We start from the raw sequence: 13,482 nt of genomic DNA, 5'->3' as shown, positions 1-13,482 counted from the left end.
GTGTAGTCTTTTTGTGTACGCTTTATATAGCGTAATTCTTGATCTTTTTCCATAATGATACTTTTTGTGTATCGCTATTTCAGGACTAGACATAAATTCGTAAAAAAAAACGTCCTGAGACTTCAGGACGTTTTTTTTTATTCTGTAGCTGCAGGAGCTTTTTGTTCTTCTTTTTTGATGTCACTAACATATTTTGTTAGTTTCTTTCCATAAAGTGATTTAGCGACTTTTGGCGTCATTGATTTTTGAATAGTGTCCAGAAATTTGATATTGATGTCATAAATCTCTGCTAAAGCAATATAAGGTGCTATTTCGTAATCTTTATGATTAATAGCAAAGTTTGTAGCGTACAAATATTTTCTTTTGATATTTGATTGCTGTTTTGCATCTATACTGTCAATCGCTTTTTGATCCTGTCTTTTTATAGCTTTAAATTTTGATTCAACCATAGAAAGATTTTCATCATTAAAACGGGAATTTATTTTTTTATATTCTTCGTATAATTCCTGGTTTTTAGATCCGGTAATTTTAGCACCGTAAATAAAGTTGTCAAGATTAGTTTCGATATTTACATTTCCTGGCTCAGCAAAGAATAAAATATTATTGTCTAAAGAATTTGTTACCCCTCTGTCCAGGAATAAGTAAAGCATTTCTGGAGATTCTAATTTTATGTCTCTTTCAAAAGCAGAGTTACCATCGATTTTAACAGAGTCAATTGCAACAAGAGTAGTATCTACAACTCTCTGAATATATAAAGTTCCATTTTTTAACCCTTTTATATTTCCGGTAAGATGTAAACTGTCAGTAGATTCTTTTTTGCTGCATGATGCTAACAGTGCAAGAACAGCAAAGGCAATAATTGATTTTTTCATTGGTTTTTAGATTTTGCTGCAAAATAAAGAAAATAGTTTGAATGTTGAGAAATGAGTGTTCAATTTTTGATAAAAATAAATCCCAATCTATTTCTAAATTGGGATTGCTTTATTTTTTTATAAATGAATTAGTTACATTACCAAAGTATAGATTGCTCCGTCTTCGTGAGTATAGGTATAGTTACGATCACAATCGTTATTTCCGTAGTCAACAACTCCGTTTAAATAGCCTCCCTGAACTTTTAATTTTCCTTTAGAAATAAAATCACAAGAGTACTTTTTTATCAAAGTTTCCTGAACAGTCAGCGTTAAAACTCCACCAGAGTTTGAGGTTACAGTGTGAGTGCCTTCAGTAATTTCGTAAACATTGTCACTTAGTGTTAATGTTGCAACTCCTTCAGTTTGTTTTGTTGTATAGTTTCCGGAATTTGTGTAGAATCTTCCTTGCAAATCGGTAAGTTTTCCGTTAGTGACTTTTCTGGTCCATTTTGGTACAGTTTGCTCAGTTGTAATATTTTCATACTCAATAGTTCCTTCCAGTTTCATATCACTAATAGAATAATCAATTCTTTCAATTGTCATTTTACTGCCTGTAATAGTTACTGGTCCTGTTAGTGTAATTTTTAATTTCCCTTTTCTTGTAATTTGGTTGATCGTACATCCGGTTCCATAATCTACCGTAATTACTTTTGGATAATCTTCTGCTGTAGTCTTTTCGACTGTGATAGTAGCGCAGGCTTCAGGTCCCGTTTCAGATGGTTTTGCAGTTGAGTTGTCTGCAGATACCTTCAATCCTGTGTTTACATCCATTTCATTTATTGCATCAATAACTATAGAAGCACTTACTGCAGATGTGTCTGCCTGGCTTACAATGTCATCACTGTCACTTCCGCAGGAAACAAATGTTATTGCTGTTGTACAAAGGGTTAAGAGTAAAAAAAAGGTCTTTTTCATAGTGGTATTTGTTTAAGTTAGATAACAAAGGCTAGCCAAAAATAGTAAAAAAAGATTTTGGTAGTAATAAAAAAATAAGGAACAGATTTATATCGGGATCTAAATCCTAAACAATTTTATGAAACTTACTTTTGTCTTGTTGGTTTCTGTGAATCTTTTCGATACTATTTATTAAGATTTGGCTGCTTTTTAATTTCAAATAAAAAAAAACCTGCAAAAGATTAATTTGCAGGTTTTTAAAAATATTTTAGTAAAAATTTATTACTTAATCATCTCGAAACTTCTTTTAACAAATGCAGTCAAAGCTTCGCCTTTTAAAAGGTTTTGAGATAATTTAGCCAGGTCTAAAGCTTGTTTTACCAAATGTTCCTGATGTGTTTTGTCTGAAGTATTTAAAATACTTGTAGCCAAATCAGAATTAGTATTTACAACAAGATTATACATTTCCGGCATATTTCCCATTCCAAACATTCCGCCACCGCCAGACTGACTCATTTCTTTCATTCTGCGCATAAATTCCGGCTGCGTGATAATAAAAGGAGCTGCCTGACTATCCATTGCTTCTAATTGTACAGAGTATGCTTTTGGAATGTAAGCTTCTAATGAAGTTTTTAAAGTTTCTTTTTCCTCGTCAGATAATTTAGAAATCGTGTTTTCTTCTTTTTTAATCAAATTATCAATATGATCAGAATCCACACGTACAAAAGTTAGATCTTTATTATCACCTTCAATTTTTTGAATTAAGTGAGAGATAATCGGAGAATCTAAAAGTAATACTTCGTAACCTTTTGCTTTTGCTGTTTCGATATAAGAGTGCTGAGCATCTTTGTTTCCGGCATATAAAACAACCAATTTACCGTCTTTGTCAGTTTGATTGTCTTTTATTTTTTCTTTTAATTCTTCAAGAGTAAAATAAGTATCATCAACTGTTGGGTACAATACAAATGCGCCTGCTTTTTCATAGAATTTATCCTCAGAAAGCATTCCGTACTCCAATACAATTTTAATATCATTCCATTTTTGCTCAAAATCAGAACGGTTTTCATTAAATAAAGCTTTCAGTTTATCAGCTACTTTACGCGTGATATAGTTAGAAATCTTTTTAACGGCACCATCTGCCTGTAAGCCCGAACGTGAAACATTCAAAGGAATATCCGGAGAATCAATTACCCCTTTCAGCATTGTTAAAAATTCAGGTACAATTCCTTCTACATTATCAGTAACATATACCTGGTTTTGGTACAACTGAATTTTATCTTTCTGGATTTGCATATCAGAACCCAGTTTTGGGAAATACAAAATTCCGGTTAAGTTAAACGGATAATCTACATTTAAGTGAATGTTAAACAATGGGTCTTCAAACTGCATTGGATATAATTCTCTGTAGAAATTTTTATAATCCTCATCAGACAATTCACTCGGCTGCTTAGTCCATGCCGGGTTTGGATTATTGATGATGTTGTCTTTTTCTACAGTTTCGTTTACATAATCCTCAGGTGCATCTTCCGGTTTAGGAAGCGTTTCAGTTCTCGTTCCGAATTTAATCGGAATAGGCATAAACTTGTTATACTTATTCAATAAACCGCTAATTTTAGAATCTTCTAAGAACTCAAGAGAATCTTCGGCAACATGCAGGATAATTTCAGTTCCGCGTGAAGTTTTGTCAGCCGGCTCTAAAGTAAACTCAGGACTTCCGTCACATGTCCAGTGTGCAGCTGGTTCGTCTTTATAAGATTTGGTAATGATTTCTACTTTTTCTGCAACCATAAAAGCAGAATAAAAACCAAGACCAAAATGACCAATAATTCCAGAATCTTTAGCAGAATCCTTGTATTTGTCCAAGAACTCTTCAGCTCCTGAAAAAGCTACCTGATTGATGTATTTTTCAACTTCATCTGCTGTCATACCAAGACCCTGGTCAATGATATGGATTTTTTTCCCTTCTTTATCAACTTTAATTTCGATAATAGGATTTCCATATTCAACTTTAGCTTCGCCAATGCTAATAAGGTGTTTTAATTTTAAAGTAGCATCGGTTCCGTTTGAAACCAGCTCGCGCAAAAAGATTTCGTGGTCGCTGTATAAAAACTTTTTAATTAAGGGAAAGATGTTTTCTACTGAAACATTAATTTTACCTGTTGTCATACTTTTTGTGATTTTTAGTTTAATGTGATGACTTTCACTTGTTCAAAAAAAATACCAATTATTTTAAAGTGACAAAATGTCGTAAGTGTTAATTTTGAAAGAAAATAATTAGATTTTAAAACCAATGTTTTCTGTACGTATCGTATATTTGTGGTATAATAATTGTTAAACGTGTAAGTATTAACTTAAATAAATGTATAAAATGAAGAAAATAATTCTCATTTGCATGGTTGCCACACTTGTATTTGCGTGTAAATCAGCTTCGTCTTCAACTGCTTCAACTGAAGCGACAACACTTTCGACTAAACTTGATAAATCTACTCAAGTAGCTATTAAAGGAAATTGGGTGCTTACCAATGTTTCTTACCCGGGTTCAGACTATATAAAAGTAAATTCATTTGATCTTGCAGATTCAAAATGTTTTATTGGTAGCACTTGGAATTTTATTTCAAACAACAATAAAGGAACAATGGCTTTAACTTCTGCAAGCTGTACAAGTTTTACATCACCTATTGTATGGAGTATAAACAATCAAGGTCTTTTTGTACTTAAAATTCTTGACGCTGGCGTAAAAGCAAAAAAAGTAAGAGATGGATATCTGCTTAAAGTTGCGGGTTTAACTGAAAATTCATTTCAGTTGATTGACAACATTAATGTTGGTGGACAAACAAAAGATGTTACGTACCAATTTCAAAGAGCTAATTAATATTTAAATTTAAAAGAATAAAAAATGAAAAAGATAACAGCATTAAGTTTAAGTACTTTACTTGTATTAGTTAGTTTGTTTACAAGTTGTGATTCGGTAAAAAATGCAAACAATACACAAAAAGGGGCCGGAATCGGAGTAGTTGCCGGTGGTCTTATTGGAGGTATTTTAGGAAATAATTTAGGTAAAGGCGGTAATGCTGCATTAGGTGCTGCAATTGGAGCTGCTGTTGGTGGAGGAACCGGAGCCCTTATTGGAAACAAGATGGATAAACAAGCCCGTGAAATCGATCAGGCTTTGCCAGGTGCATCTGTAGAAAGAGTAGGTGAAGGGATTCACTTAACTTTAAATGAAAATGCAGTTAGATTTGATACTAATAAATCAACATTAACTACTCAGGCAAAAGCAAATTTAGATAAACTTGTTCCTGTATTCAATGAGTACGGTGATACAGATATCCAGATTTTTGGTTATACTGATAATACAGGTAAACCAGAATACAATCTGACACTTTCCGGACAAAGAGCGGCATCTGTACAAGCTTACCTTGTGTCAAAAGGATTAAAATCAAGCCGTTTCAAAACTTCAGGTTTAGGAATTGTTGATCCAATTGCAACAAATGATACTCCGGAAGGAAGAGCACAAAACCGTCGTGTTGAGTTCTCAATTACAGCAAATGACAAAATGGTAAATGAAGCTAAGGCAGAAGCCGGAAAATAATTTACATACAATATATTTAAAGAAAAGCTGTTCGTATTGAACAGCTTTTTTTTTGACAATAGGAATTAAACATTGTAAATTTGAAACCTCAATTAGAACTCCATGCTTGATATAAAAAATATTTCCTTTTCGTATACCGAAACACCGGTTATAAAAAATGTGACTTTTTCTATAGAAAAAGGTCAGAATATTGCAATCATTGGCGAAAGTGGTTGCGGAAAAAGTACACTTCTTAAACTTATATATGGGTTATATGACTTAGATGAAGGTGCGATTTTTTATAATGGAGAGCCTGTTCTGGGTCCTAAACACAATTTAATTCCCGGAATGCCTTATATGAAATATCTGGCGCAGGATTTTGATTTGTCTCCATACGAAACTGTGGCAGAAAATGTTGGGAAGTTTCTTTCTAATGGATTTGCCAACATGAAAAAACTGCGTATTCAGGAATTGCTTGAAATGGTAGAAATGGATAAATTTTCTAATGTTAAAGCTAAATTTTTGAGTGGTGGACAACAGCAAAGAATTGCTTTGGTAAGGGTTTTGGCCTTAGAGCCGGAAGTAATTCTGCTCGATGAACCTTTTAGTCAGATTGATGCGTTTCGTAAAAATGCGCTTCGACGAAATTTATTCAGATATCTAAAACAAAAAGGAATTACCTGTATCATTGCTACGCATGACAGTACAGACGCACTGTCGTTTGCAGATGAAGCTATTGTAATGAGAAATGGTGAAGTCGTTATAAAAGATGATCCGACAAAAATCTATGAAGATCCGAAGACCAAATATGTGGCTTCACTTTTTGGAGAAGTAAACGAAATTGCAACACACTTGCTAGTTCCTTACGAAGATGAAACGCATAAAACATTAGTATATCCGCATCAGTTTAAAATGGTTGCACAATCCAATCTTCCTGTCAAAATCAGAAGAACTTATTTTAGAGGAAATCATTATCTAATTGAAGCTGTTTATAAAAGGCAATTAGTTTTTTTTGAAAGCGAAATTGATTTGCCTCTGGAGCAGGAAATATTCTTAAGTCTAAATTATCTATAAATCCAAAAGCCATAAAATCGATAAAAGATTGTTATGGCTTTTTGAATTTAAAATTAATTGTGGTTTTACGATTCTTCAGTTTTTTTGGTTTTAAAACCTTTTTTTTAAATTATAATCTTCCTGTTTGCAATATTATTAAAGGATATTAAATTGCTAATTACGAAAAAAATAGTAATTTGTACGTTTATATTTTAAAGTATACTTAAATTTGCAATCCAATTTTTTAACAAATAATAAAACATATGTATCATTCAAAAATAGCGGGCTTAGGATATTATGTTCCTTCTAATGTTGTGACAAACGATGATTTGTCTAAGATTATTGATACCAATGATGAGTGGATTCAGGAACGAACCGGTATTCAGGAGCGCAGACATATTATTCGCGGAGAAGATACGACAACTTCCATGGGAGTAAAAGCAGCTAAGATTGCAATAGAACGTTCCGGCGTAGCCAAAGAAGATATTGATTTTATAGTTTTTGCTACATTAAGCCCAGATTATTATTTTCCAGGGCCCGGAGTTTTAGTACAACGTGATTTAGGCCTTAAAACGGTTGGAGCTTTAGATGTTAGAAATCAATGCTCTGGTTTTATTTATGCTATTTCGGTTGCTGATCAATATATCAAAACAGGAATGTATAAAAACATTTTAGTAATTGGTTCAGAAGTACACTCGACCGGATTGGATATGACAACGCGTGGGCGAGGAGTTTCTGTTATTTTTGGAGATGGGGCAGGAGCAGCAGTTTTAAGCCGTGAAGAAGATTTGTCCAAAGGTATACTATCAACACATTTACACTCAGAAGGGCAGCATGCAGAAGAATTGGCTTTGCAGGCACCGGGAATGGGAGCGCGTTGGGTAACTGATATTTTAGCAGATAATGATCCAAATGACGAAAGTTATTATCCTTATATGAATGGGCAATTTGTGTTTAAAAATGCAGTTGTACGTTTTGCTGAGGTTATCAACGAAGGTTTGGAAGCAAATGGTCTGCAGGTTTCTGATATTAATATGCTGATTCCGCATCAGGCCAATTTGAGAATCTCTCAATTTATTCAAAACAAATTCAAATTGTCAGACGACCAGGTGCATAACAACATCCAGAAATACGGAAATACAACAGCAGCCTCTATTCCTATCGCATTGACAGAAGCCTGGGAACAAGGTAAAATCAAAACCGGCGACACAGTTGTTTTAGCAGCTTTTGGAAGTGGATTTACCTGGGGAAGTGCTATTATAAGATGGTAATTTTTCGATCTTAATAATATATTAAAACCTGTTCAGTTTTTGAACAGGTTTTTTTATAATTTAGTAATGTCATTGCGAGGAACGAAGCAATGTCATCAGCAATATTACGTTTTCTGATGAATTAGATGAAATGTGAGATTGCTTCGTTCCTCGCAATGACAAATTCGGAGAAAATAGATTATATTGACAATGGAAAAAAATCAACTGGAAATAGCATGTTTTAATTTTGAATCAGCCTTAATCGCACAGGAAAATGGAGCTGATCGAATAGAATTATGCGAGAATATGCAACTAGGCGGAACGACACCAAATTATATACTAGGAGTAAAAGTTCGGGAAGAACTGTCAATTAAAATGCATGTTATTATAAGACCCCGTGGAGGAGATTTTGTTTATTCTGATGAAGAACTTGTTGAAATGAAACAAGATATCAAACAGTTTAAAAAACTGGGAGTTGACGGTTTTGTTTTCGGAATTTTAAATGAAGACGGAAGTGTAAACAAAACCAAAAACAAAGAACTGGTAGATTTAGCCAGCCCGTTATCTTGTACCTTTCACAGAGCTTTTGATGTAGTTGCCGATATTGAGCGATCTCTCGAAGATGTCATAGATTGTGGTTTTGAAACAATCCTGACATCCGGACAAGGAAAAAATGTTACAGAAGGCATTTCGGTATTAGAAAAAATTCAAAAATTAGCCAATGGTCGAATTGTCATTATGCCGGGAGGAGGTCTTCGATCTTCAAATATTCATTTATTGAAGCAAAAGTTGGAGCCCACTTTTTACCATTCATCAGCAGTTACAGACGATTCTGAAATGGCAAATGCCGAAGAAATAAATTTTTTAATCAGTTCACTTTAAATAAAAAAGCCCTGGAGTTGGCACACTCCAGGGCTTTTCTCTACAAGAAAAATTATTAAAAATATTAAAATCTACTAATAGAAACGGGACTAAAACATTCCGCCACCATCTTTATTAGTGTTGTCTTCTCTTTGTTTACGTTGCAGGTTTTTGATTTTTGCACCTCCAAAGTTGTATGTTAAACCTAAATATACTGTTTGACTTTCCCATGAAAATTGTCCTGCCTGAGGATAAGGATACATAGTGTCAAAAGCATATTTCATAGTATTGAACACATCATTGAAACGTAAACTGATGTTCATCTTGTTGTCTAACAATGTATAACGTGAACCTATGTCCATTTTGTACATTTCGTGGCTATTATTTTGCAATCCGTCAACTGCGCCTCTGTAGAAACCAAATAAAAGAAAGCTTAAACGCTTGTTTGCTTTAAAGTTTGAGTTCATACGCCCGTTAAATGCCGCAACTGTAATTTTTCTTTCGATTGGAGTACTTAACTTTGTTGTCGGATCATATAAAAACACAATTCCCTGCTGATTGATACTTGAGAAATCAATAGATGGAGAAATGTCCCACCATTTTGTAATTTTATAATTAAAAGAAGCCTCAAATCCATACGCAGTATTGTTGTCGTAGTTGGTAAAAGACATGATTTGTTTGTTACTGTTTGGCTCTTTATCGTCAGGGTATAAAATTCTGTTGATCTGATCATTAATACTTCTTACAAAAACACCTGCTGTAAAACTTCCTTTTTCAAGTGTTTTAGTGTAATTTACTTCCACAGAATTTGTAAACTGAGGTCTTAGTTCCGGATTTCCTAAAGAAGTAACCAATGGGGTAGAAAACTCACGAATAGGTTTTGTCTGTTCTAAACTTGGGCGGTCTACACGACGGCTGTAGCTTAATTGTAAAGTGTTTTTTTCGTTTAAATTATAAGTTAAATATGCTGATGGATATAAAGTGATATAGTCATCGTCAAATTTTTCAAATCCCTTATTCAAATTTGCAGCAACTTTGTAGCTTTCAAAACGAGCACCCAACTGGTAACTGAATTTTTTGAACTTTTGACCAAATGTTACATAAGCTGAATAAATATCAGTATCGTAGGTATAATTTGAACTTGGCAATTCTGCAAGCGGATTTCCGGTATTATAAATATTATCAGTTCTTGTAATTCTGGCTTCTGCACCGGCTTCTAATGTAGTTTTTTCATTTAACGGATTTACATAATCTACGTTTACAGTGCTTAATTTTCTTGTACCGTTAATGTAATCATCATAAATAGTACGGTTAGATGTATTGTCGATATTTGTGATCTCAGTATCAAACGAAGCATTTTGAATTTCTTTAGTATCACTATAATTTCCTTCAATATCTAAAGTATGCCCTTCTTTTTTAAAGATGTGTTTGTAGGCTAAATTATAAGTTCCGGTTGTTTCTGGTCCCCAATATCTTGATTTTTGAAAGATGTTTGCAATGTCAGAATCCAATACATTATTATAATCAATATTAGTATCTACAAATCCTTTTCCTGTAGATTTATTTTGATTGGTATAAAAAGACAAAGTGTTGTGATCATCAATTAAATAATCCATTCCAATTTTATACAAATACGAATCATTGTCGTTTTTGATGTCCAGATTCTGAACAATATCCTGATCTAATCTTACGATATGACCATCATTAAAATAAGTTCCGAAGTTCTGTCCGGCGTTCCCAAAGAAATTTACTTTTCCTGTTTTGTAGTTCAAGTCAAGTGACTGATTGTATTTTGCAGTTTCTCCAAAAGTAATACCACCGCTGTAAGTTCCGTTGAATCCGGTGTTTGCATTTTTGTGTAAAATAATATTGATAATCCCCGACATTCCTTCCGGATTATATTTAGCGCTAGGATTTGTAATCAACTCAATTTTTTTGATAGAAGTCGAAGGAATTTGTTTTAATAACTGCGCCGGGTCAATATTACTTGGCCTTCCGTCAATCAAAACACGAACGTTATCGTTTCCACGAAGGGAAAGTTTGCCGTCCTGATCTACGTTTACAGAAGGAATATTATTCATGATATCAGATGCAGAAGCCCCGGCAGTAGTCAAATCTTTTCCAACATTCACTACTTTACGGTCAATTTTTTGTTCTATTGTTGAACGCTCGGCTACAATATTTACGCCTTTTAGTTGGGTAGCTTCTTCTTCTAGTGCAACTTTTACAGAAGCTTCTTTTTTGTTGTCGCTTAATAAGACAGATCCGATATATTTTCTGAATCCGATATATTGAATTTCAATAGTGTAATTTTTTAAGGCTAAATTTTTAATAACAAAATCACCATTATCATCTGTGTTCACTCCAGAAACTACTTTTCCATTGTCTTTAATAGAAACTGTAGCATAAGAAATTGGTGCGTTATTCGATTTTTCTGTAATTTTCCCGGACACTGTTCCGGAATTCTGGGCTTGTGCTGTTGCCATTACCCCCAGTAATGCGAACAGTAAGAATTTTAGTTTCATAATGTGGTACTTGATTGATTTGATTTGATTGATGATGATTGTTGTTTTTTTTGTTTTTTTTCCTTTTGACAATAATTTAAAGTCCCTATTAAGACTCTTTAGCTGTCGATATGTTACATAAAAATTAGAAGAAAATTTAATTTTTTTTAAGAAGTGCTGTTTTATAATGGATTAAGGTTTTAATTTTTTGATAATTTTAACAATTGAAATATTCTGATTTTTGTGAATTTCTAACTGGTTTCCTAAATTTTATATGTTTTTGATTTTCTCTAATTGATGAATAAGCAGTATCTTTGCTCACTTTAAAAAAATAAGTTACATGTCATTATCACAAATTCTTACACCTTCTATACAAAAAGCAATACAAGCATTATTTGATGTTACTGTTGATAAAATTGAATTTCAAACTACCAGAAAAGAGTTTGAAGGCGATATTACGATGGTAATTTTTCCTTTGCTGAAAGTGATAAAAAGCAATCCTGCAGAATTGGGAAATAAAATCGGGGATTATCTGGTTGAAAATGTTGAGGAAGTAGCAAGGTTCAACGTAGTTTCTGGTTTCCTGAATATTGTAATTGCAGACAGTTATTATCTGAATTTCTTTAATGAAATAAAAGACAACACAAAATTTGGGTATGTAACTCCAAATCCTGACGATAAGGCTATTATGGTCGAATATTCTTCACCAAACACTAATAAACCCTTGCATTTAGGTCACGTTCGTAATAATTTATTAGGATATTCTGTTGCCGAAATTATTAAAGCTTCCGGCAAAAAAGTTTATAAAACCCAAATTATAAACGACCGCGGAATTCATATTTGTAAATCAATGCTGGCGTGGGAGAAATTTGGAAAAGGAGAAACTCCTGAAAGTTCAGATTTAAAAGGTGATAAACTGGTTGGTAAATACTATGTTGAGTTTGATAAAGCTTATAAAGCTGAAATCTCTCAATTGATGGATTCAGGAAAAACAGAAGAAGAAGCAAAAAAGCAAGCCCCAATTATTATTGAAGCTCAGGACATGCTGAAAAAGTGGGAAGCCGGAGATGAAAAAGTAATTACACTTTGGAAAATGATGAACCAATGGGTTTACGATGGTTTTGCAACAACTTACACTAATCTTGGAGTTAATTTTGATAAATATTATTACGAAAGCAATACCTATTTATTAGGAAAAGACGTTGTTCAGGTTGGGCTTGACAAAGGGGTTTTTGAAAAAGATCCTGATGGTTCAGTCTGGATAGACTTGACAGATGAAGGCCTGGATCGTAAAATTGTATTGCGTTCTGACGGGACTGCGGTATACATGACACAGGATATAGGAACTGCAATTCAGCGTGTAAAAGATATGCCGGATGTTGGCGGAATGGTTTATACTGTCGGAAACGAACAGGATTATCATTTTAAAGTTTTGTTTTTGATCTTAAAAAAATTAGGTTTTGACTGGGCTTCAAGTTTATATCATTTATCATACGGGATGGTTGATTTACCTTCCGGAAAAATGAAAAGCCGTGAAGGAACTGTTGTAGATGCCGATGATCTGATGCAGGATATGACCGATACAGCCAAACAAATTTCTGAAGATTTAGGAAAACTGGATAGTTATTCTGATGAAGAAAAAGCAAAACTGTACAAAACAATTGGCCTTGGCGCGCTTAAATATTACATTTTAAAAGTCGATCCTAAAAAACGTATTTTATTTAACCCAGAAGAATCTGTTGATTTTGCGGGGAATACAGGGCCTTTTATACAATACACATACGCAAGAATCCAGTCAATTATTCGTAAAGCTGATTTTGACTATAATGTCATACTGAGGGAAGTCGAAGTGCTTCACGAAAAAGAAAAAGAATTGGTAAAACAGATCGAACTTTTTCCGGAAGTAATTCAAAATGCAGCTCAAAATCACAGTCCTGCCCTGATAGCAAACTACACATATGATTTGGTAAAAGAATATAATTCGTTTTATCAATCAGTACATATTTTAGGTGAAATTGATTTGACAAAAAAAATATTCAGAGTACAATTATCACAAAAAGTTGCCGAGGTTATTAAGTCAGCCTTCACTTTATTAGGAATTGAAGTTCCGGAGAGAATGTAATATTTCAAAATATTAAAATTTATAAAGCCAACAGTTTTCAAATTGTTGGCTTTTTTTGATGCTTTTTAAACATATTGTTCCTGTAAAAATTTTGAATTGATTTTACATTTGCTTTCAAATAATGGTAATTTAAAATACCTCCTTATATTTCATTTTTAACTATTTTGAATTAGTAAGCTTTTAGTAAAAATAAATAAAAGGTCAAGCCGTCTAAGTTAGTTTTAGACGGCTTTTTTTATATAATTATTCTAAAACTTAATTATTCACTTTTCATTTAAAATATAAAAGTTCTAAAAAACTTCCTTTTTTGATTTTT

Annotated in this window: 10 protein-coding genes; 6 read left to right on the top strand and 4 right to left on the bottom strand. The window is 33.2% G+C overall.

The features are described from left to right. Positions 1-137: 137 nt before the first annotated feature. The 3 genes from JOD96_RS16875 to htpG all read right to left on the bottom strand — a co-directional run bounded on the left by JOD96_RS16875 (position 138) and on the right by htpG (position 3,971). The gene (locus JOD96_RS16875) at positions 138-872 is read right to left on the bottom strand and encodes a DUF4369 domain-containing protein (protein ID WP_209565397.1); all 735 of its coding nucleotides are present in this window, start codon (positions 870-872) and stop codon (positions 138-140) included. Between the two features lie 132 nt (positions 873-1,004). Then, positions 1,005-1,826 carry a Gfo/Idh/MocA family oxidoreductase gene (locus JOD96_RS16870; RefSeq protein WP_209565396.1) on the bottom strand — a complete coding sequence of 274 codons (822 nt, stop codon included), beginning with the start codon at positions 1,824-1,826 and terminating at the stop codon, positions 1,005-1,007. A gap of 261 nt (positions 1,827-2,087) precedes the next feature. Continuing rightward, the gene (htpG, locus tag JOD96_RS16865) at positions 2,088-3,971 is read right to left on the bottom strand and encodes a molecular chaperone HtpG (protein ID WP_209565395.1); all 1,884 of its coding nucleotides are present in this window, start codon (positions 3,969-3,971) and stop codon (positions 2,088-2,090) included. A gap of 202 nt (positions 3,972-4,173) precedes the next feature. Between htpG and JOD96_RS16860 the strand changes: the two genes are divergently transcribed. The 5 genes from JOD96_RS16860 to JOD96_RS16840 all read left to right on the top strand — a co-directional run bounded on the left by JOD96_RS16860 (position 4,174) and on the right by JOD96_RS16840 (position 8,561). Continuing rightward, the gene (locus JOD96_RS16860) at positions 4,174-4,677 is read left to right on the top strand and encodes a lipocalin family protein (RefSeq protein WP_209565394.1); all 504 of its coding nucleotides are present in this window, start codon (positions 4,174-4,176) and stop codon (positions 4,675-4,677) included. Between the two features lie 24 nt (positions 4,678-4,701). Continuing rightward, positions 4,702-5,397, top strand: coding sequence for an OmpA family protein (locus JOD96_RS16855; RefSeq protein WP_209565393.1), 696 nt, complete (start codon positions 4,702-4,704; stop codon positions 5,395-5,397). Between the two features lie 102 nt (positions 5,398-5,499). Then, positions 5,500-6,450 carry an ABC transporter ATP-binding protein gene (locus JOD96_RS16850; RefSeq protein ID WP_209565392.1) on the top strand — a complete coding sequence of 317 codons (951 nt, stop codon included), beginning with the start codon at positions 5,500-5,502 and terminating at the stop codon, positions 6,448-6,450. 242 nt (positions 6,451-6,692) lie between these two features. Next, positions 6,693-7,700, top strand: coding sequence for a 3-oxoacyl-ACP synthase III family protein (locus JOD96_RS16845; protein WP_209565391.1), 1,008 nt, complete (start codon positions 6,693-6,695; stop codon positions 7,698-7,700). Positions 7,701-7,889: 189 nt separating this feature from the next. Next, a complete protein-coding gene (locus tag JOD96_RS16840) occupies positions 7,890-8,561 on the top strand; it encodes a copper homeostasis protein CutC (protein WP_209565390.1) in 672 nt (223 codons plus the stop codon). 89 nt (positions 8,562-8,650) lie between these two features. Here the strand turns inward: JOD96_RS16840 and JOD96_RS16835 are convergent, their stop codons facing one another. Then, the gene (locus tag JOD96_RS16835) at positions 8,651-11,065 is read right to left on the bottom strand and encodes a TonB-dependent receptor domain-containing protein (RefSeq protein WP_209565389.1); all 2,415 of its coding nucleotides are present in this window, start codon (positions 11,063-11,065) and stop codon (positions 8,651-8,653) included. Positions 11,066-11,384: 319 nt separating this feature from the next. Here JOD96_RS16835 and argS point away from each other — a divergent pair, with 319 nt between their 5' ends. Beyond that, positions 11,385-13,166 (top strand): arginine--tRNA ligase, encoded by a 1,782-nt coding sequence (argS, locus tag JOD96_RS16830; protein ID WP_209565388.1) that lies wholly within the window; start codon positions 11,385-11,387, stop codon positions 13,164-13,166. Positions 13,167-13,482 lie beyond the last annotated feature (316 nt).

Source organism: Flavobacterium sp. 1355 (assembly GCF_017833415.1).
Taxonomy (GTDB): domain Bacteria; phylum Bacteroidota; class Bacteroidia; order Flavobacteriales; family Flavobacteriaceae; genus Flavobacterium.
This window is presented reverse-complemented; position numbering and strand designations above follow the sequence as displayed.

What these genes read in the sequence shown, in the direction of transcription:
- argS (WP_209565388.1), top strand. Translation starts at nt 11,385, where the DNA reads ATGTCATTATCACAAATTCTTACACCTTCTATACAAAAAGCAATACAA.
- htpG (WP_209565395.1), bottom strand. Translation starts at nt 3,971, where the DNA reads ATGACAACAGGTAAAATTAATGTTTCAGTAGAAAACATCTTTCCCTTA.
- JOD96_RS16870 (WP_209565396.1), bottom strand. Translation starts at nt 1,826, where the DNA reads ATGAAAAAGACCTTTTTTTTACTCTTAACCCTTTGTACAACAGCAATA.
- JOD96_RS16860 (WP_209565394.1), top strand. Translation starts at nt 4,174, where the DNA reads ATGAAGAAAATAATTCTCATTTGCATGGTTGCCACACTTGTATTTGCG.
- JOD96_RS16855 (WP_209565393.1), top strand. Translation starts at nt 4,702, where the DNA reads ATGAAAAAGATAACAGCATTAAGTTTAAGTACTTTACTTGTATTAGTT.
- JOD96_RS16875 (WP_209565397.1), bottom strand. Translation starts at nt 872, where the DNA reads ATGAAAAAATCAATTATTGCCTTTGCTGTTCTTGCACTGTTAGCATCA.
- JOD96_RS16850 (WP_209565392.1), top strand. Translation starts at nt 5,500, where the DNA reads ATGCTTGATATAAAAAATATTTCCTTTTCGTATACCGAAACACCGGTT.
- JOD96_RS16845 (WP_209565391.1), top strand. Translation starts at nt 6,693, where the DNA reads ATGTATCATTCAAAAATAGCGGGCTTAGGATATTATGTTCCTTCTAAT.
- JOD96_RS16835 (WP_209565389.1), bottom strand. Translation starts at nt 11,065, where the DNA reads ATGAAACTAAAATTCTTACTGTTCGCATTACTGGGGGTAATGGCAACA.
- JOD96_RS16840 (WP_209565390.1), top strand. Translation starts at nt 7,890, where the DNA reads ATGGAAAAAAATCAACTGGAAATAGCATGTTTTAATTTTGAATCAGCC.